Consider the following 19,405-nt stretch of genomic DNA (forward strand, 5'->3'; position numbering starts at 1 on the left):
TCATGACGCGTGGGAAACGAGGGAAATTATTCTCCCAATTCGTTTCGGATACAAAAAATGGACCAGCTGCTGATGGTTCGCGTCAGGGCCCGGCTCCGAAAAACGCCAGCCGCGTGAAAAGCGTGTAATCCGCTTCGAAGACCATCATTGTCACAAACACCAGGACCAATATTGGCGGCAAGATGATGGCATACGCCAAAGCCAATCGTTCCCAAGCCATGTGCATGAAGACGGCGACGATCAATCCTGCCTTGAGGATCATGAAAATCAGGATCAGCGACCATCTGAGATAGCCGTGGAGGCCGAAATAGTCGACCAGGTAGGAGCAGGTGCTGAGGATGAACAGCCACGCCCACACCACCAGATAGAGTTTGATCGGGTGCTCCTGGTGAACCTCCGTATAGGCGATGCGAGTCGCCGGCGTTTCGTGCGCGGCGTGAAGTGCGTCTTGCCCGAGGCCGTTTGCGGTTACTTCAGCCATGTCTGCCTCTCACCAAAGATAGAAGAATGCGAAGATGAACACCCAGACCAGATCGACGAAGTGCCAGTACAGCCCCATGATCTCGACGTTCTCGTAGCGACCCGTGCGGCTGGTGAAGAAGCCGCGCCGTCCGATGTCGTAGTCTCCGCGCCAGACCTTGCGCGCCACGACGATCAGGAAGATCACACCGATGGTCACATGCGTGCCGTGGAAGCCGGTAATCATGAAGAAGCATGAGCCGAATTGCGCGGCACCCCAGGGATTGCCCCAAGGCCGCACCCCTTCGGTGATCAACTTGGTCCATTCGAAGGCTTGCATGCCGACAAAGGTCGCACCGAGTGCGGCAGTCAGAAGCATGAGAATTGCCGTCTTGCGGCGGTCGCGGCGATAGCCGAAATTGACTGCCATCGCCATTGTTCCGCTGCTCGAGATCAGCACGAAGGTCATGATGGCAATAAGGATCAGCGGGATATCCGAGCCGCCGATACGGAGCGCAAAGACCTCGCTCGGATTGGGCCACGGCACGCGTGTGGAAATGCGCGCGGTCATGTAGGAGAGCAGGAAGCAGCCGAATACGAAGGTGTCGCTGAGCAGGAAGATCCACATCATGGCCTTGCCCCAGGACACGTTCTTGAACGCGCGCTGATCCGAGGACCAGTCGGCGGCAATGCCTCGCCAGCCTGCTGGCGGTGGCTCCGTCTGGCCGATATGTGTCAGTGTCTGTGCCATGCGCTTGATCCCCTTAGGTCAGCAACAGCCGGCAAATGTCGACGAACGTCGCGGCCCAGCCGGCCAGCAGGGCGAAGATGGCAAGCCAGACGAAAAGCAGGAAATGCCAGTACATGGCACATAGCTCGACGCCGAGGCGAAGCCGCTCCGGCCGCGCTCCAGTCCAGGCGCTGGTGGTGGTTCTGCCCAGACCCACCAGCCCTCCCAATATGTGCAGGCCATGCATGCCGGTTATCAGGTAGAAGAAACTGTTGGCCGGATTGGAGGCCAGAAAATAGCCGTCGGCGGTCAGCTGCCGCCATGCCATGAGCTGTCCGATCAGGAAGGCGAGCGCAGTCAGCCCGGCCGTGGCAAGGCCGAGCCTGACCGTGTCGATCTGGCCCCTGCGCGCCGCGACCGAGGTGCATTGCAGGGCTATGCTGCTCAGGACCAGCACGCCGGTGTTGAACCAGAGCAGCCGCGGCAGCGGCAGCGGCTGCCAGTCTGGCACCGCCATCCGCATGAAATAGGCGCTGGTAAAGAGCGCGAAAAGGCAGCCGACGACGGCGAGGAAGACGCCGAGGCCGATCTTGGCGGTTGGCAGCGTTGACCGGTTGAGGGCGACAACATCCCCGGCCAGACCTTGCTCGAGCCATGGCTTCGACATCAGCCCCTGATGTGAAAGCCACCATCCGGCAAAGCCGGCGACGACGAACAGGAAGACTATGATGACGCTCATGCCGGCTCCCTCGATGGGCCGAAGGAGCCCGGCATGTTCTGCGGGATGAAATCCTCTTTGGCGCCCGGCACGCTGTAATCGTAGGCCCAGCGATAGACGATAGGCAGGTTCTTGCCGAAATTGCCGTGGGCCGGCGGTGTTTGCGGCGTCTGCCATTCGAGGGTCGTAGCCCGCCACGGATTGCCGCCGGCCTCGCGGCCGTGCCGGATGCTCCAGATCAGGTTGAACAGGAATACCATTTGAGCAAAGCCGACGATGAACGCCATGATGCTGATGAACGAGTTCAGGTGGCGGGCCGACTCGGTCATGATCGTCATGTCGGTCAGTTCAGCGTAGCGCCGCGGCACGCCCATCAGGCCGAGATAGTGCATGGGGAAGAAAATCAGGTAGGCGCCGAGGAACGTGACCCAGAAATGGAACCGGCCCAACGTCTCGTCGAGCATCCGGCCTGTGACCTTCGGGTACCAATGGTAGATCGCGCCAAAAACCACGAGGATCGGGGCGACACCCATGACCATGTGGAAATGGGCGACGACGAACATCGTGTCGGACAGTGGAACATCGACGACGACATTGCCGAGAAACAACCCGGTCAGCCCGCCGTTGACAAAGGTGACGATGAAGGCCAGGGCAAAGAGCATAGGTATGGTGAGATGGATGTCGCCGCGCCACAGGGTCAACACCCAATTGTAGACCTTGATGGCTGTCGGAATGGCGATGATCAGCGTCGTGGTGGCAAAGAAGAAGCCAAAATAGGGGTGCATGCCGCTGACATACATGTGGTGCGCCCAGACCACGAAGCTCAGCGCACCGATGCCGACGATGGCCCAGACCATCATCCGGTAGCCGAAGATGTTCTTGCGGGCATGGGTGCTGATCAGGTCGGACACGATGCCGAAGGCCGGCAGCGCCACGATATAGACCTCGGGATGGCCGAAGAACCAGAATAGGTGCTGGAACAGGATCGGACTGCCGCCATTGTGCTGCAGTTGCTGGCCCAGCTCGGAGATTGCCGGCATGAAGAAGCTGGTGCCCAGGACGCGATCAAGCAGCATCATCACGCTGGCAACGAACAGCGCCGGAAAGGCTAGCAGCGCCATGACGGTCGCAGTGAAGATGCCCCAGACGGTCAGCGGCAGGCGCATCATTGTCATGCCGCGCGTGCGGCCCTGCAGCACGGTCACCACATAGTTCAGGCCGCCCATCGTGAAGCCGATGATGAACAGGATCAGCGAGGAGAGCATCAGGATGATGCCCCAGTCCTGGCCGCCTGGCGTGCCGCTCATAATGGCCTGCGGCGGGTAGAGCGTCCAGCCGGCCCCAGTCGGTCCGCCGGGCGCAAAGAAGCTCGACACCAGGACCAGCACGGCGAGCAGATAGACCCAGTAGCTCAGCATGTTGACATAGGGAAAGACCATGTCGCGCGCGCCGACCATCAGTGGGATCAGATAGTTGCCGAAGCCGCCAAGGAAGAGGGCGGTGAGCAGGTAGATCACCATGATCATGCCATGCATGGTGATGAACTGGTAATAGGCTTCCGGGGTGATGAAGTTGAACGTACCGGGGAAGCCGAGTTGCAGCCGCATAAGCCAGGATAGCACCAGGGCGACCAGGCCGATTCCCGTTGCTGTCGCCGAATACTGGACGGCTATGACCTTTGCGTCTTGCGAGAAGACGTATTTGGTCCACCAGCTATGAGGATGGTAAAGTTCCACTTCGGCGACTTCGGCCGGTGGGATTCCATCTGCTGGCGTGATGTCGACCATGGGAACACTCCGTGTTCTTTTCAGCGAGACCCGACCGTTTCGAGCTTTGCTGCAACGTTCAAACCTGACGCCATCGTGCCCGATGCCTGGTCCGCCGAGCCCGTTTTCTGGGGTGCCGACAGCTGCGCGAAAGTCTGCTGCTGACCAAGCCAGGCCAGGTAGTCTTGTTGCGTGTCGACGACGACCACACCATGCATCAAAGGATGCCCTTGGCCGCAAAGTTCGGCGCAAAGGACCTGAAAGGTTCCGGTCTTGGTCGGGGTGAACCAGAAATAGGTGACCGAGCCCGGGACCATGTCCATCTTGGCGCGGAATTCCGGCACGAAGAAATCGTGCAGCACATCAATGGAGCGAAGCAGCATCTTGACCGGTTTGCCGACCTGCAAATGCAGATCAGCGGCTTCGACCACGACATCGTCCTGACCATTGGGATCGCCGGGGATGATCCCCAGCGGATTATCGGCACTGACGTCGCGGGTCTCCGACGTGCCGAGCTTGCCATCCTTGCCGGGCAGGCGGAAACTCCATTGCCATTGCTGGCCAATGACCTCGACCTCGGTCGCGTCGCTTGGAACGGTAACAAACCGGCTCCAGACGAACAGGCCGGGAACCAGTAACGTCGTGACCCCAACTGCGGTGACGATCGTTAGCCACGATTCGAGCCGCTTGTTTTCCGGTTCGTAGGCAGCCCGGTTGCCTTCCCGATGACGGAAGCGGAAGACGCAATAGGCCATAAATAGAACCACGGCGGCGAAGACGACGCCGGTGATCCAGAAGGTGATGATGATGGTGTTGTCGATATAATCCCAGTTCGAGGCAATCGGCGTCCACCACCATGGGCTCAGGAGGTGAAACGACACTGAGCCCACTACAATCAAAACGAGTACAAGCGCTACGGCCATGTCCCGTCCCTCCGGCATTCCAGGGGCGCGAAGCCGTCCCGAAAAATACCAGCCGCATCATAGCTCGATTTTGGGTCGCAATTCCAGAGCCGACTATCTTGACGGGAAAAAATGCAGTTTTTGCGCTTCGAGGCGGGCCATTCCCCAGGTCGGCACCAGGCCCTTTATCACGGAATGGCGTTTCTCCGCCCAACGATGATGTGGCCATGCGGTGATGCCTTGCCGCCTGGCCGGATCGACAATCTCCTTGGTCATCTCGGTATCGGCACACGACGGCGTCGGGCGCCGGGTTGTGCATCAACCGGGTCGAAGGACGGGAGGATCTTCAACCATCAGGGTTGGCGACGGTTTTCGCGCTTGCGCTGGCGGAAAAGTATCTCCGATTTCGTGGGAGGATATCCGGCGGGACAGGTGCGCGGGACAGCGGCAGACCGGGTTTTTTTGGCCAGTTTTCTTCCCAAGGGCCAGAAACGGCAATGCCGCCGGGGGAGGCCCGGCGGCATGTGTTCTTGGCGGGCTATCGCCGCTTCGGGCGTGATGCGCTACGGCGTCGTCCCCGCTTGGATCGTGGCGACCGCCTGATCGATCTTGCCGGCAAGGGCGCCCTGGGCCCAGGCACTGACCTGGGCATCGACGGGCTTGTTGGCCATACCCGCCAGTGCTGCGTCAAGCGATGTCTGATCGGTGCCGACGGCCGCCGCGGTGGCTGCCGCCTCGGCCTGGGCCGCCGCCGCATTGTCGGCGTCGACGATGGCCTGCTGTGCGGTGATCTGGTCTTTCATAGCCTGGATCTGGGCAGTCGTGGCTGACGGGTCCGCCTGCAGCGCGGTCAGCTGCGCGTTCAGAGTATCCAGCTGGGTCTGGGCGGTGGCCGCTGTCGCGGCCGCCGCGTCAGCCGCGGCCTGAGCGACCTTGGCTTTCGCGGACTGTGTCACATACGCCTGAATGGCAGCGAACTTCTTGCTCTTGGAATTCATGTAAGCGTTGATATTGCGCTGCAGCGAGTTCAGCCGGCCGAGCTTGGCATGGATGTTCTTGTCGTTGGGCACGGACGCGACCTCAGTCGTATCGACCGTGGTGTCGGTCGTTGTGTCCGTTTCCGTCCTGGCCGCATGCCCTGGAGCCGACGCAGACTTGCCATGCGAAGCGCCACTGTTGCCATTGCCATTACCCTTGCCGCCGCCGTTGCCTTGGCCGCCGCCGTTGCCGCCGGCATTGCCACCGCCATTGCCGTGCCCGTTGCCGGCGAGCGCCGGGGACGCAAGAAGCGCCAATGCGGCAAGTACCGCGAACAGAGTTTTTCGGTTTGTCATGGTGTCTCTCCTCGGGAATCGCCACTCCGCCCAACCGCTAAAACAGCCTCGTGTGAGAAATTGCTAAAAGTACAGAATAAACTTTGGCTAAATGTGTTTCCAATCCGTTGGCCGGATCCAGAAGACGCCGTAACCTCCTGAGATTGCTTCGAAATCGGTGCAGTAAAACTGCTGCTGTACTGAAGTCCCATGCTGGCCGGACGATGGTCCTAGCCATCAACCCCAGCGGTAAGGCAGAAGTTGTGGACTGGTCTATGGAAGCGCGCTGAATTGTTGAAAGCCTGGCCACAGCCCGATGCGCCATGCCAGCCACATGCGCTAGATCAGAAGCAGACCCTTCATGCTGGAATGGCCTTTGCGCCCGATGATGATGTGGTCGTGCACGGCGATGCCCAGCCGCTTGGCCGCGTCGACGATCTCCTTTGTCATCTCGATATCGGCGCGTGATGGCGTCGGGTCGCCGGAGGGATGGTTGTGGACTAGGATGATCGCGGTCGCCGACAATTCGAGCGCCCGCTTGACCACTTCTCTGGGATAGACGGGTGTGTGGTCGACAGTGCCGGTCTGCTGCACTTCGTCGGCGATCAGCGCGTTCTTCTTGTCGAGGAAGAGGATGCGGAACTGCTCGCGTGCCTCGAACGCCATGGCCGAGCGACAGTAGGCGAGAAGCTGCGTCCAGGAGGACAGGACTTCGCGGCCATGGACTTCGCCGCGCGCCATGCGCTGCGCTGTCGCCGCGACGACCTTCAGGTCGAACGCCACCGCCGGGCCGACACCCTTGACCTCCTGCAACAGGTTGACGGGCGCGCCAAGCACCTCGGCCAAAGTGCCGAAGCGCGCCAGCAGCGCCTTGGCGGTCGGCTTGGTGTCGGCGCGCGGGATCAGGCGGAAGAGCAGGAGTTCCAGGAGTTCATAGTCGGGCAGGGCATCCGGACCCGCGGAGGCAAAGCGCTCGCGCAGGCGGTCGCGATGGCCGAGATAGTGTGGTTTCTCCTCGGGCACCGGCCTGGCTTTCGCCGCGGGTGGTACCGGCACCTCGGAGAAGAAACTCCGCTCGTCGTCGTCGCTGACTTTCCCCATGCGCCCCCGCATCCGGCAATCAATTGGGCAAACAGTCGCCCGACATGTCAAAATATCAGGCCGGCAGGCCGGGGCGGTCGAGTTTTGCGGGCGAGAGCGTGAAAATCTCGCAGCCCGCGTCGGTCACGCCGATCGTGTGCTCATACTGCGCCGACAGCGAGCGATCGCGCGTCACCGCCGTCCAGCCGTCCGACAGGACCTTCACATGCGGCCGGCCGAGGTTGATCATCGGCTCGATGGTGAAGATCATGCCGGGCCGCATTTCCACGCCTTCACTGGCGTTGCCATAGTGCAGGATGTTGGGCGCATCATGGAACAGCTGGCCGACGCCATGGCCGCAGAAGTCGCGCACCACCGAGCAGCGTTCCGCCTCGGCATAGGTCTGAATAGCGGCGCCGATGGCGCCGGTGCGGGCACCCGGCCTGACCGCGGCAATGCCGCGCATCAGGCATTCATGGGTGACCTCGAGCAGGCGTTCCGCGGCGCGCTTGATGGTGCCGACGGGATACATGCGCGAGGAGTCGCCGTGCCAGCCATCGAGGATGTAGGTGACGTCGATGTTGACGATGTCGCCATCCTTCAACGGCTTGTTGTCTGGAATGCCATGGCAGACGACATGGTTGATCGAGGTGCAGGACGATTTCGTGTAGCCGCGATAGTTGAGCGTCGCCGGCAGCGCGCCATGGTCCATGCCGAATTCGAAGACGAAACGGTCGATGGTCTCGGTCGTGACGCCGGGAGCGACCATAGGCACCAATTCGTCCAGGCAGCGCGCGGTGAGGTCGCATGCCTTGCGCATGCCGGCAAACCCTTCCTCGCCATAAAGGCGGATCTGGCCGGTATTTCTGAGCGGTGCCGTGGCGGCGTCGAGATAGGTGACCATTTTGTCCGTGTAGAAGGTGGGGCGCTGCAGGAGTGCTGGCGTGAAAATCCTCCCAGATTTGGCACTTGGGGGCAAAAGGTTCAAGGAAGAACTGCCTGATGCCGCCCGAGTGGGCAGGATATTCGTCTGGTCGGGGTGATCTCTGCTCGGTTTTGCACGGTTTGCTTTCCTTTCCGCCCATCTGCGTTAGGGCGGGTTACGTTTTGGAGATCGCCTCCTTCACGCAAGCGCGCCAGATCGCTTGAAGCACCGTTGACGGCAGCCTGCTCATGTCTGAGGGGCCTGGTGCTGCTGGCGATGCTGTGCCTAGGCCGGCCTGATGTGCCCATCTTTGCGGACCCTGTACAGGGCGGCGCCAGCGTTGGTCTGGAACGGTCGGGCGAGGTGGCGGCGCTGCTGCGTGTCACCAGCAAGGCACAGGCGCTGGAGGTTCGCGGTGCCCGGCCGGTGCTGGCCAAATTCGCCAGCGGCCATCCGGCCCTGCCGGCGCCGCAAGCTGCCTTCCTTCGGTTCGATCCGACATTACCCGCCGTATTTATTGCCGACCATGGGGCGATCGGCGCGCCCAGCGTAAGCAGCAACCAGCCGCGCGCGCCGCCGTCCACGCGGGCCTGAGCGGTCCAGGACCGCAGGTTTCACCATCATTTCCCATGCCATTCGTGGCGGCGGCCGTCAGCCGCGCATTGGTGGCGCGGCGCGTCATTTCCGGATCAATTCAATGCAACGGATCAAGACTTTAAAAAGCCTGTTGCCAAAAGCCTGTTGCGGGCGGCTTCGGCCGCCTCGTTCCTCTCCGTCCAGGCGCTCATCTGCATCGGAACCGTTTATTGGGCGATCGCCGAGACGCTCTATTTGTCCGGAGCCGGAGCGCTTGTCCTTGGCGTGCTATTCGCATTGCTGTCGGCGTATGTTCTGCTGACCGTGGTGCGCATGGCCTTCGACGCGGAGACCGACCCGGCCAACCAATGATCACGCTGCCGGGATGTATGGGGAGACCTGCCGGGCCGCTCGGCGCCGGTAGGTTTTTCGTCGGCCCGTTGCGGCAAAAACGGCCGCTTCCGCAGTGACGACACATTTGCGTGGCACGTCAGACAAAGCAACTTTTGGCGACGGACGGCGTTGCTTGGGGCGACGCCAGTTCGGGAGATGTCAGATGGACAGATTGCAATTCGAGGTGCCGGTGCGGATCGCGCCAGGATCCGGCTTGCCCGTCGAGGAGATCTACAGCGTCGAGCAGGCGCTCGATTTTCTCCAGGACTGGCCGGCACGCCGGCAGGGACCGGTTTATCAAAAGGCTTTCAATGCCTGCTTCGGCGCCACGGTGGATGTAGTCAAGACCGAGGATGCCTGCCGGGCATTCATGGCGTTCTGCCGTGTCACCGGACTGATGGCCAGCGACATGATGGCGCCACGCAAGCGTGGCAGTGAGGCCAGGGTGCTGCAGGCCTGAGGTCCGCTCCGTCTATCCCGATCAAACCAGCTTGACTTGATTACACATGACGATCCGCGACCGGATCGCCTCGATGGCGGCGTTAAGCTTCCGTTTCCATCTTCGCGGCTAGGCCATTGCTTGTTCAGCAATGGTTGATTCGTTGCGTCAGTCTCATGGTTCGGAAGATGTCCCCAGAAAAAGTCCGTGCATTCCCGATCGACCGTCAGCTATTCTTGGTTAAAGAAGTTGCAGCCAATCTCGGCAATCTGCACGGCGAGACCGCCACCTCCTTCTGGAGGGCAAAAGCGGTCGAGTTGGTTGATCTCGTCGTTGGATCCGGCAGGGACAGGGCGGCAGCCAGTGACGAAGTACGCAGGTTTTTCCTTGCCGTACAGAGAGAACTTTCGGCTGGCACGATCGCCGAAGCGACACCAGTTCTTTCAGCCTGAAGTAAATCCAATCGCCGATAACTTCACGCTATTTGCAACGATAGCGCACGAAACCGCGGGCGGCAATTCCGGCGCGGTTTCCGGCGATCCGGTGGTCGGCAGCGCCGCGCTTGGCTACAGGTCCGGCAATTTCGCCGTCGGCCTCGACTCGCAGGGCGATCCCGACACGCTGATGGGCTTCGCGCTTGGCGGCGTCGCGGGATCCTTCTCGGTGCCGGACGCGAGACTTCGGGCAACATCATCGGCGGCCATGCCGGCGCCTATGGTGCGCACAAATGGGGCCAGTTCTACATCAACGGCTCGCTGGCGATGGATCTCTACAGCAACACGACCGACCGCTTCACCTCGGTTCCGGGCGCGTCCGGTCCGCTCAATCCCGTGCCGGCGATCACGAGGGAGCACTCGACCGGTGATTTCATGAGCGCCGGCTTCGGCACCAGTCTCGAGGCCGGCTGGCGGCAGCCGATCGGTGCCGGCGCCATCACGCCGTTCGCCGGGCTGCAATTCCAGGCGCTGTCGATGCAGGCTTTTTCAGAAAAGTCGGCCAGCGACGGAGCGCTCGGCCTCGACTTCGACAGTCGCACGGTTATCTCGCTGCCGGTCTCGCTCGGCCTGCAGCTCGACACGACGGTCGCCGTCGGCGGAACGACGACGCTGCAGGCCTGGGGCCGCGCGGCATGGCAGCATGAGTTCAAGCCGGACCGCTCGGTGGAACCCAACACCTCCGTTTTCGCCACCTTCGATGGCAAGTTCGCCGACCGGGTGCAGACCTATGGCGGCAATGTCGGGTTCAGGGTGAACTGGTAGGGGCACGGCGTCGCTACGAACCAGGCTGGCAGCTCTGAGACTCGCCTTCACTGCCCGCATCTTGCCTTCGTGGCGGCTGTCCCGCTCGAAAAGCATGGACCATGCCATGATGTCGTCTGCCGGACCTTGGTCCCAAGTTTGCTGGACATAAGTCCTATCGTGCGCCGATCGGCCGACGAAAATTCTTTCTTTTTGAGGCCAATAAGCCATCGATCAAAAAATGAACCGAACTTTTTAGCCGTTCGTTCATATGTGCATGTCTTCTAATTTCTCATGACTTTCAAACGCTTCACCCGAATTCGGCTTATAGCGGACGGTATACGCCGGGGTACGAGCGCGAATGTTGCCACCATCTTCGCCCTGACCTTACCGATCGTCGTCGGCGCCGCGGGTTTCGGTATCGAGACGTCCTACTGGTATTACAACAGCCTCAAACTTCAGGCGACGGCCGACGCCGCGGCCTATGCGGGCGCGCTCGAACAAATCTCAGGGTCCGACAAGCCGACGATCACCGCAGCCGCGACCCAGTCGGCCGCCTCCAATGGGCTGGGTTCCGGCACGATCGTCGTCAACACGCCGCCAGCGTCCGGACCGAACACGGCGAAGAAAGCGGTCGAGGTCATCGTAAGCCAGAACCTCGATCGGATGTTCACCTCGATCTTTACGCGGGGCCAGGTTCCCGAACAGGCGAGGGCGGTGGCGCTCATCACCAATGCCTCGAAGGCCTGCGTGCTAGCGCTCGATCCATCCGCATCGCAGGCTGCGCTGTTTTCAGGCAACACCAGCGTGAAGTTCACCGGTTGCTCGGTGATGTCCAATTCGATCGCCTCGGATGCCATCAAGCTCCAGGGTTCGGCAGGCCTCCAGGCCGATTGCCTGATAACGGCGGGCGGCGTCTCTCTCAATAATCCCGTCACGACAGTTTGCGCAGCCCCGATCACCCAGGCGTTGCCTGCCGCCGATCCATTCGCCGGCCTGCCGGCTCCTGCGGCCACCAACCCCTGCCAGAACAGCAACAAAGCGACGCTGGCGCCGGGTACGTACTGTAATGGGCTCAGTCTCAGCGGCAGCGTCGCACTCCAGCCCGGCGTCTATGTCGTTCAGGGCAATCTCAAAATAAACGCCAACGCGGCCATCACTGGCACCGGGGTGACCATCTTCATGTCGGGCAGTTCGACGGTCAGCATAAATGGCAATGCCTCTGTGCAGCTCAGTGCGCCGACTTCGGGCACCTATTCAGGCGTTCTGTTCTATGGCGACAGGACAGGTAACAGCGCATCCAGCACCTTCAACGGCACGGCCGACTCGCTACTGACTGGGGCCATCTACTTTCCAAAACAGCAGGTCAGCTATCTCGGCAATTTCTCGGGCAACAGCGGCTGCACCCAGGTCGTTGCCAACACGATCCAATGGTCCGGAAACTCAACCGTCAATCAGGATTGCACGAGCCTTGGCCTGCACGATATTCCGGCCACGCAGTCCGTGGCGCTGGTCGAGTAGCCTGCCGTGGAGCGTCGATCGATCTCGTATCTTAAAGATGAGGCGGGCACTGCGGCCGTCGAGTTCGCAATGGTTCTGCCCTTTCTGTGCGTTGCGCTGCTCGGCATCCTCGACGGCTGGTCCTACGTGACGAGTTCACTGTCGATGCGCGCCGGCGTCAAGACTGCCGCGAACCTGGTCATGGCAGGATCGACCAACGATACGGCGACCCAGGCCGTTGCCATTTCGAGTTGGGAGAAGCGGCCGGCGGATGGCCAGGTCACGCTAAGCCGGATTTACATGTGCGGGGCGACCGTGGTCGACGCCGCCACCCTGTGCAGTGGGCCCAAGGCGCCATCGGTCTATGTCCAGATCCAGGCGTCGGCCACCTGGGTGCCGCCCTTCACCTTCGGCGTCTTTTCCACGTCCAGCGTCATCGGCCACCTGGAGGTGATCCGTGTCCGCTAGAGCCGTTCTTCGTTTCGCGGAAACGCAGGCCCGCACTATGTGCTTGCTTGGACACAATTCCGGACGGAAAACCGCTTCGCACTTTTCCTGGAATTGCGTCAGAGCGGTTCAGCGTTTGATGGAATCGTTGACCCGCTCTAACTCTTTGTTTCTGCGCAATTCCGGACGGAAAACCGCTTCGCACTTTTCCTGGAATTGCGTCATGGCAGCCGCGTTCAGGCGGGATCGATCGGGCGGTGCCGGGTTGGAATTCGCACTGATCGCCCCGTTTCTCATCATGCTTTTGTTTGGCATCTTCGCCTTCGGCTGGTCGATGAACTCCGTATCCAGCGTTCGCTATACGCTGGAGATGTCCGCACGCTCGCTGCAGCTTCAGAACACGCTGACCCAGGCCGACATCCAGGCTATCGCTACACAGAAACTTCAGGCCCTGGGTTTGAAGGATGTCGTCGTCACGATCGTCATGGATCCGGCGAGTGGCGGCTTCCGCATGGCACATCTGACTGCCAGCTATGCCTTCGTCATCGACTTTCCCTATTTCAGCGCTTTCCCGATCAACTACGCGACGACCGTTACCGTGCCGCTGGTCGGCGCGTAGGCCACGGTCTGCCGGGCATGGGCCTTGGTGGTCAAGTGACGCACGGCCTGCCTTGCCCTGCCGGGTCGCTATTGCGCGGCCGTCCGCAGGATTGTTGTCGCAATCGGCCTCGTTGCCTCAATCCGCCTTAGACAATGATCCGGAATATTGGGCCACATTGCCTGGGTGCATTCTCTGTCTACGGCCGCAACAGCTTCGCCAGGCGCTACGTTCGCCGCGTGGGTGGTGGTGGATGACGCGAAAAGAACCGTCTGGGTTATGAGAGCCGAAAAGGCGGCGACCTGGATCAGAACGGCAGCAAAGGCGATCTTTTTGAGCATGCGGCGAGAACGCGCGGCACTTCCACTGGTTCCCTCCAGGTCGCGCTGTTCTCGCGCGGGCGCGCCGACTACCCACTATCCCAGGACGGACCGCCGTTGCCGTCAATGGAACGGCGGATCCTTTGCAGCAGCAAAGGGTTCATGCGCCACGGACGTCGCGGTCCAATAGTCGGATGGCGGGCTCACGACGGTGTTCGGCATTGGCGCGATCGATGCCCTCCACGGTAATCGCGAAGGTGCCGTTTTCGACCCTACCTATCCAGCCTTTTGCTTTCAGATACCAGAGATGAAACTCGAGATGCTCACGGGGGCAGCCTGACAGGCGTTCAAGTTCTGTATCGCCAATGCCAGGATCATTGACGTCTTGTCGGCGTTTGACGTAAAGAAGCGAGAGAAGTTTTGCCTGAATTACGACGTCACGCTCTATACCTTTATTATTGCCGGTTTCCTCAATCAGCTCGCGGCGAAGCTTCAAGTGGTCTTTGTACTTGATGTCGTACTGAGCGCGTTTGACCGGGTCTTTCAGGATGTTATGGGCTTCCACGATTTCGCTAAAGCGTGCTTCATCGCCGGTGTCTTGATTGTCGGGATGGTAGCGCATGGCAAAGTAACGAAATACCCGCTCTAACGTTTCCGAGTTGGCATTCGGGCTAATTTCGAGAATTTCATAATAGTCAATGAACATAGAGTTGTGTCCCCCGTGGCGCGCTTTATATGCCGATTTGCCAGAGTACGGAATATCTGACGGCCAAGGACAAAGTCTGGATGGAAATGTCAGACCTTTGCTTTACAAAAACCAAGACCTTGGTCCGGTGGCAATGGATGGTCTCAATCACTGCCACGGACAGATGTCAGGCGCCTGTTGGGCGAGAGGCTTCAGGGTAAGCGCTTGCCAAGTAGACACCAGATTCGCGCCCCTGCACAGATCGGTAAGTCAGGATAATGTGCTGAGAGTTCAGCAAATTCGCCGAGAGAGGCGGTCATGGCAGACTGGTGATGTTCAACGTCACCTGATTCCCGCGAAGGAACGCCACCATGACCAAGACTGACTGCCAGCGCTGCCGTCAAAAACATTCTGCTATCGAACCCGGATGGCCGCACGAAGTGATCCGCGCGGTGATGCAGGAGGTGCTCGAGGCCGAGATGGACGAGGCGCTGCGGGCTTCAAAGAGCGAACGCACGCCGGAGCTCGCGGCCGGCGGCCATCTCGTCGTCATGATGACGGAATCGCGCGCGGGATCCAACGTCAGGGCCAAGTCAGAGCTCGGCTGGAGCCCGCGCCATGCCTCGTGGCGAGAGGGGTTTGCCGAAATCGTGCGGCCAGATGCGGGAATTGCCGCATGACATGTCCTGCGCGCGCCAGGCTATCGTCATCGAGATACCAGCAGTCGGCGTTGCCGGCGCCAAAGCGGAGGTCGAGGTCGCTGGGAGAAACGTGGTTAGGTATAGGGCATTCCCGGGCGCGGAAAGCGCCCGGAGATTGTGTTTTTCGGCTTACCGCCAGAGGTGAGCAGACATCGTGTGTCGAATGAGCGATCTACCTTGACGTTGAGCGAGATTCAGTGACGCGTCAGGAGGAGGACCATAAGGCAAAGGGTTTCAGCTGCACCCGCTGGTCGCCCCACAAGTATCGCACTTCTCACACGTCCCGTTCCGCACCATGGTGAAATTCTGGCACTCGGAGCAGGAATTGCCGGTGTAGCCCTGAAGCAGTGACTTGGCGCGGCGGTCGGCGGCGAGTTTCTTCGCCTCGGCTGCTTCATTGGCGGCCGCGTCGGTGAACAGGGCCGCGGCGCCGGAGGCCTCGGAGGCCGCGTCGGCGGCTTCCTCGAAGGCCATGTCCTCGGCCAATTCCTTGGCCCGCTCCTCATAGTCGCGCTTGTAGGCGATCGCCTCGTCGCTGGCCGGTTTCAACGCCAGCACGTTGGAGCCGGAGAAGGCCGACGGCGCCGAGCGGGCAGGGGTGCCGGAGGCGGAGCCGGCAAAACCCTTCGGCTCACTGCCGCTTACCCGGGAAACCAGCTTCACCGGTGAACCGCGCGTCAGGCCCTTGGAAACGGCGTCGGTCTTGCCTTCGCTGATGCCACGGCCAAGTGCGGTGTTGGAGAAGTCCGACTGGTCGACATGGGCGAGGTCGTTGCGGCCGAGATAGGAGATCGCAAGTTCGCGGAACACGTAGTCGAGGATCGACGTCGCGCTCTTGATGGCGTCGTTGCCGATCACCATGCCGGCCGGCTCGAACTTGGTGAAAGTGAAGGCATGCACATATTCGTCGAGCGGCACGCCGTATTGCAGACCGAGCGAAATCGCGATGGCGAAGTTGTTGAGAAGGCCACGCAGCGTCGCGCCTTCCTTGTTCATGTCGATGAAGATCTCGCCGAGGCGGCCGTCATCATATTCGCCAGTGCGCAGGAAGATGGTGTTGCCGCCGATCTTGGCCTTCTGGGTATAACCCTTGCGGCGACCGGGCAGCTTCTCCTGCTCGCGCGACACGCGCTCGATGATGCGCTCGACGATACGCTCGGTGATCTGCGCCGCCCGCGCCGCCTGCGGCGCCGCGATCAGCTGCTCGACCGCTTCGTCCTCGTCATCCTCGCCATCGGCGAGCAGCGAGGCATTGAGCGGCTGCGACAGTTTCGAGCCGTCGCGATAGAGCGCGTTGGCCTTCAGCGCCAGCTTCCACGACAGCATGTAGGCGTTCTTGGCGTCCTCCACCGTCGCATCGTTGGGCATGTTGATGGTCTTGGAGATGGCGCCGGAGATGAAGGGCTGTGCGGCGGCCATCATCTGGATGTGGCTGTTGATCGACAGCGAGCGCTTGCCGATCTTGCCGCAGGGGCTGGCGCAGTCGAACACGGCAAGGTGTTCGGCCTTGAGGAAGGGCGCGCCTTCCAGCGTCATGGCACCGCAGACATGGATGTTGGCTGCCTCGATGTCTTTCCTGGAGAAGCCCATTGCCGGCAGCATCTCGAACGAGAAGTCGTTGAGCTGCTCGTCGGTGAAGCCAAAGGTCTCCTTCACCCAGTCGGCACCGAGCGTCCACTGGTTGAAGACGAACTTGATGTCGAACGCCGACTTCAGCGCCGCGTTGAGCGCGCTGATCTTCTCGTCGGTAAAGCCCTTGGCCTTGAGCGAGCCGGGATTGATACCGGGTGCCTGGTTGAGGTTGCCGTGGCCGACCGCATAGGCCTCGATCTCGGCGATCTGGCTCTCGGAATAGCCGAGCGTGCGCAGCGCTTCCGGCACGGCGCGGTTGATGATCTTGAAATAGCCGCCGCCGGCGAGCTTCTTGAACTTCACAAGAGCGAAGTCGGGCTCGATGCCAGTGGTGTCGCAATCCATGACCAGGCCGATCGTGCCGGTCGGCGCGATCACGGTCGCCTGCGCATTGCGGTAGCCATGCTCCTCGCCAAGCTCGATGGCGCGGTCCCAGGCGGCTTTCGCATGCTCGGCAAGCGCCTGCTGCTTGAGATCGGCGGCGACCAGCGGCACCGGATTGACAGCCAGCTTCTCGTAGCCGTCCCTGTCGCCATAGGCGGCGCGGCGATGGTTGCGCATGACGCGCAGCATGTTCTGGGCGTTGCGGTCATAATCCGGGAAGGCGCCGAGCTCGGAGGCCATTTCCGCCGAGGTGGCGTAGGCGACGCCGGTCATGATCGCGGTCAGCGCGGCGCAGATGGCGCGGCCCTCGTCGGAATCGTAAGGAATGCCCGAGGTCATCAAGAGGCCGCCGATATTGGCATAGCCCAGGCCGAGCGTGCGGTAGTCGTAGGAGAGCTTGGCGATCTCCTTCGACGGGAACTGCGCCATCATGACGGAGATTTCGAGAACGACGGTCCACAGCCTGACCGTATGCTCGTAGGCGGCGATATCGATCGTGCCGTCGGCATTGCGGTAAGGGAGCAGATTGATCGAAGCGAGATTGCAGGCCGTATCGTCAAGGAACATGTATTCAGAACACGGGTTGGAGGCCCGGATCGCACCAGCCGAAGCGCAGGTGTGCCAGTCGTTCATCGTCGTGTTGAAATGCAGGCCGGGATCGGCCGAAGCCCAGGCGGCGTAGCCGATCTTTTCCCAGAGATCCCTGGCCTTTAGCGTCTTCAGCACCTTGCCGTCCTTGCGGGCGGTCAGCTGCCAGTCGCCATCCTGCTCGACGGCGCGCAGGAAATTGTCCTTCAGCGACACCGAATTATTGGAGTTCTGGCCCGAAACTGTGAGGTAGGCGTCCGAATCCCAGTCGGTGTCGTAGGTCTTGAACGACATCGAGGTATAGCCCTGCTTGGCGAACTGGATGACGCGGTAGATGTAGTTCTCCGGCACGGCCGACTTCTTGGCCGCTTTGATCTCGCGCTTCAGCGCGGTGTTGATCGACGGGTCGAAGCAATCGTCATCCTGACCTTCGCAGTTGACGCAGGCCTTCATGATGGCTTCGAGATGCTTCTTGACAATTTTGGAGCCGGTCACCAGCGAGGCGACCTTCTGCTCTTCATTGACCTTCCAGTCGATGAATTCCTCGATATCGGGGTGATCGGCATCGACGATGACCATTTTTGCGGCGCGGCGCGTCGTGCCGCCCGACTTGATGGCGCCCGCAGCGCGGTCGCCGATCTTGAGGAAGCTCATCAGGCCGGAAGAACGGCCGCCGCCCGACAGTTTTTCACCTTCGCCGCGCAGCAGCGAGAAGTTGGAGCCGGTGCCGGAGCCATATTTGAACAGGCGCGCCTCACGCACCCAAAGGTCCATGATGCCGCCCTCGTTGACGAGATCGTCCTGCACGCCCTGGATGAAGCAGGCATGCGGCTGCGGATGCTCGTAGGATGATTTCGACTTGGTCAGCTTGCCGGTGAAGGGGTCGACATAGAAATGACCCTGGCTCGGACCGTCGATGCCATAGGCCCAGTGCAGGCCGGTGTTGAACCATTGCGGCGAGTTCGGCGCCACGCGCTGGGTGGCCAGCATGTAGGCGAGTTCGTCGCGGAAAGCGCGCGCGTCGTCTTCCGACTTGAAGTAGCCGCCTTTCCACCCCCAATAGGTCCAGGTGCCGGACAGACGGTCGAAGACCTGGCGGGCGTCGATCTCGGAACCATAGCGCTCGACTTCCGGCAGCTTGGCAAGTTCGGCCTCATCGGCGACCGAGCGCCACAGGAAGGAGGGGACGTCGTTCTCCTCGACCTTCTTCAGCCGCGCGGGGACACCAGCCTTGCGAAAATATTTCTGCGCCAGGATGTCGGCCGCCACCTGGGAGAACTGCGCCGGCACATCGATATTGTCCAAGCGGAACACCACCGAGCCATCCGGATTCTTGATCTCGGAAAGCGCCTTGCGGAATTCAATCTCCGCATAAGCAGATTGCCCCGGCTTGGTGAAACGACGCTCGATGCGCATTGGTCCTGTCCCTTTTGTCTATATATAGCGCTTTCGTCAGGGGATTTCTGCCCCAAATGCGAAAAGCACAGTCCGCCGTTTGCAGGCATCGCGAACAATGCCGGCATCTCCTCTTCGCAAGCTGCTGCCGCGCGCGCAACAAGACGCCTTGCCAGGCGCTTGCCGAGGCTGCCAACCGACCTTGCGGGTCCTTCGAAACTGAATTTTTCGATTCCCTCGATCGAGGGAAATTCACACTATCTAGCGCCGAACCTACCTGCAAACACTAAATATAGTATTAACAGACAATTTATTCCAGTCCGACAATTCTCCCTTTCGTCGCCCCATGCCCCACAATCCCAACGCTTCCGCCGGCCTCGTAACAGGCGGAAATGCGGGAAAAAAACACACATAATCCGGGAAAAAGACCGGGCTCAGAACTTTCCGGTCGCGCTCTCAACAGGAGCGCATGGCCTATAAAAGGCGACTCGTTTTGCGCCGTCAAGGATTCGTTTGCGTAGCTTTTGTGACCCCAACATCTTGTGTGTCACACATGTGGATAACGGGGATAGAAATGCGCCGCCGCGATGGTCGTCTGGGTCGCCGGTTTGCGAAT

The 19,405-nt window shown here is 60.8% G+C and carries 19 protein-coding genes and 1 pseudogene; 9 read left to right on the top strand and 11 right to left on the bottom strand.

Features of this window, described 5'->3' with window-relative positions; all coding sequences use genetic code 11:
* Positions 1-82: 82 nt before the first annotated feature.
* The 9 genes from FJ938_RS13425 to map form a co-directional block, all read right to left on the bottom strand.
* Positions 83-481, bottom strand: a complete 399-nt coding sequence (locus FJ938_RS13425) for a cytochrome C oxidase subunit IV family protein (RefSeq protein ID WP_140694382.1) — start codon at positions 479-481, stop codon at positions 83-85.
* Positions 482-490: 9 nt separating this feature from the next.
* Positions 491-1,210, bottom strand: coding sequence for a heme-copper oxidase subunit III family protein (locus FJ938_RS13430; protein ID WP_140694384.1), 720 nt, complete (start codon positions 1,208-1,210; stop codon positions 491-493).
* 13 nt (positions 1,211-1,223) lie between these two features.
* Entirely contained in the window at positions 1,224-1,928 is a 705-nt protein-coding gene (locus tag FJ938_RS13435; RefSeq protein WP_140694386.1) for a cytochrome c oxidase subunit 3, read from the bottom strand.
* The gene (gene ctaD / locus FJ938_RS13440; protein WP_140694388.1) at positions 1,925-3,694 is read right to left on the bottom strand and encodes a cytochrome c oxidase subunit I; all 1,770 of its coding nucleotides are present in this window, start codon (positions 3,692-3,694) and stop codon (positions 1,925-1,927) included. The genes FJ938_RS13435 and ctaD overlap by 4 nt, the downstream gene beginning before the upstream one ends.
* 20 nt (positions 3,695-3,714) lie before the next feature.
* On the bottom strand, positions 3,715-4,596 hold the full coding sequence (locus FJ938_RS13445; protein WP_140694391.1) for a cytochrome c oxidase subunit II: 882 nt from the start codon (positions 4,594-4,596) through the stop codon (positions 3,715-3,717).
* A 93-nt stretch (positions 4,597-4,689) separates the two neighbouring features.
* The gene (locus tag FJ938_RS29460; RefSeq protein WP_181169081.1) at positions 4,690-4,851 is read right to left on the bottom strand and encodes a hypothetical protein; all 162 of its coding nucleotides are present in this window, start codon (positions 4,849-4,851) and stop codon (positions 4,690-4,692) included.
* Between the two features lie 287 nt (positions 4,852-5,138).
* Entirely contained in the window at positions 5,139-5,909 is a 771-nt protein-coding gene (locus FJ938_RS13450; protein WP_140694392.1) for a hypothetical protein, read from the bottom strand.
* Between the two features lie 318 nt (positions 5,910-6,227).
* The gene (gene radC, locus FJ938_RS13455; RefSeq protein WP_140694394.1) at positions 6,228-6,989 is read right to left on the bottom strand and encodes a DNA repair protein RadC; all 762 of its coding nucleotides are present in this window, start codon (positions 6,987-6,989) and stop codon (positions 6,228-6,230) included.
* A 55-nt stretch (positions 6,990-7,044) separates the two neighbouring features.
* Positions 7,045-7,872 (bottom strand): type I methionyl aminopeptidase, encoded by an 828-nt coding sequence (gene map / locus FJ938_RS13460; RefSeq protein ID WP_140694396.1) that lies wholly within the window; start codon positions 7,870-7,872, stop codon positions 7,045-7,047.
* 321 nt (positions 7,873-8,193) lie between these two features.
* Here map and FJ938_RS13465 point away from each other — a divergent pair, with 321 nt between their 5' ends.
* The 8 genes from FJ938_RS13465 (at position 8,194) to FJ938_RS13500 (ending at position 13,105) form a co-directional block, all read left to right on the top strand.
* Positions 8,194-8,487 (top strand): hypothetical protein, encoded by a 294-nt coding sequence (locus FJ938_RS13465; protein WP_140694398.1) that lies wholly within the window; start codon positions 8,194-8,196, stop codon positions 8,485-8,487.
* A gap of 147 nt (positions 8,488-8,634) precedes the next feature.
* The gene (locus tag FJ938_RS13470) at positions 8,635-8,841 is read left to right on the top strand and encodes a hypothetical protein (protein WP_246673296.1); all 207 of its coding nucleotides are present in this window, start codon (positions 8,635-8,637) and stop codon (positions 8,839-8,841) included.
* A gap of 184 nt (positions 8,842-9,025) precedes the next feature.
* A complete protein-coding gene (locus tag FJ938_RS13475; protein WP_140694400.1) occupies positions 9,026-9,322 on the top strand; it encodes a DUF982 domain-containing protein in 297 nt (98 codons plus the stop codon).
* A gap of 116 nt (positions 9,323-9,438) precedes the next feature.
* Complete coding sequence (locus FJ938_RS13480) at positions 9,439-9,753, top strand: DUF6074 family protein (RefSeq protein ID WP_246673298.1); 315 nt, start codon at positions 9,439-9,441, stop codon at positions 9,751-9,753.
* A 201-nt stretch (positions 9,754-9,954) separates the two neighbouring features.
* Positions 9,955-10,560, top strand: coding sequence for an autotransporter domain-containing protein (locus FJ938_RS13485; RefSeq protein WP_281409096.1), 606 nt, complete (start codon positions 9,955-9,957; stop codon positions 10,558-10,560).
* Between the two features lie 273 nt (positions 10,561-10,833).
* Positions 10,834-12,060, top strand: a complete 1,227-nt coding sequence (locus tag FJ938_RS13490; protein ID WP_181165520.1) for a pilus assembly protein TadG-related protein — start codon at positions 10,834-10,836, stop codon at positions 12,058-12,060.
* Positions 12,061-12,066: 6 nt separating this feature from the next.
* Positions 12,067-12,507 carry a TadE/TadG family type IV pilus assembly protein gene (locus FJ938_RS13495; RefSeq protein ID WP_181165519.1) on the top strand — a complete coding sequence of 147 codons (441 nt, stop codon included), beginning with the start codon at positions 12,067-12,069 and terminating at the stop codon, positions 12,505-12,507.
* A 202-nt stretch (positions 12,508-12,709) separates the two neighbouring features.
* On the top strand, positions 12,710-13,105 hold the full coding sequence (locus FJ938_RS13500; RefSeq protein WP_140607527.1) for a TadE/TadG family type IV pilus assembly protein: 396 nt from the start codon (positions 12,710-12,712) through the stop codon (positions 13,103-13,105).
* A gap of 459 nt (positions 13,106-13,564) precedes the next feature.
* Here the strand turns inward: FJ938_RS13500 and FJ938_RS13510 are convergent, their stop codons facing one another.
* Positions 13,565-14,110 carry a J domain-containing protein gene (locus FJ938_RS13510; protein WP_140607525.1) on the bottom strand — a complete coding sequence of 182 codons (546 nt, stop codon included), beginning with the start codon at positions 14,108-14,110 and terminating at the stop codon, positions 13,565-13,567.
* A 360-nt stretch (positions 14,111-14,470) separates the two neighbouring features.
* On the opposite strand from FJ938_RS13510, the pseudogene FJ938_RS13515 reads away from it, so the two are divergent.
* Positions 14,471-14,613: pseudogene (locus FJ938_RS13515) on the top strand (transposase); the annotation flags it as partial.
* A gap of 411 nt (positions 14,614-15,024) precedes the next feature.
* On the opposite strand, the gene FJ938_RS13525 reads toward FJ938_RS13515, so the two are convergent.
* A complete protein-coding gene (locus tag FJ938_RS13525) occupies positions 15,025-18,810 on the bottom strand; it encodes a vitamin B12-dependent ribonucleotide reductase (RefSeq protein WP_140694407.1) in 3,786 nt (1,261 codons plus the stop codon).
* Between the last annotated feature and the right edge of the window lie 595 nt (positions 18,811-19,405).

The sequence above is a fragment of the Mesorhizobium sp. B2-4-14 genome, assembly GCF_006442155.1.
Taxonomy (GTDB): domain Bacteria; phylum Pseudomonadota; class Alphaproteobacteria; order Rhizobiales; family Rhizobiaceae; genus Mesorhizobium.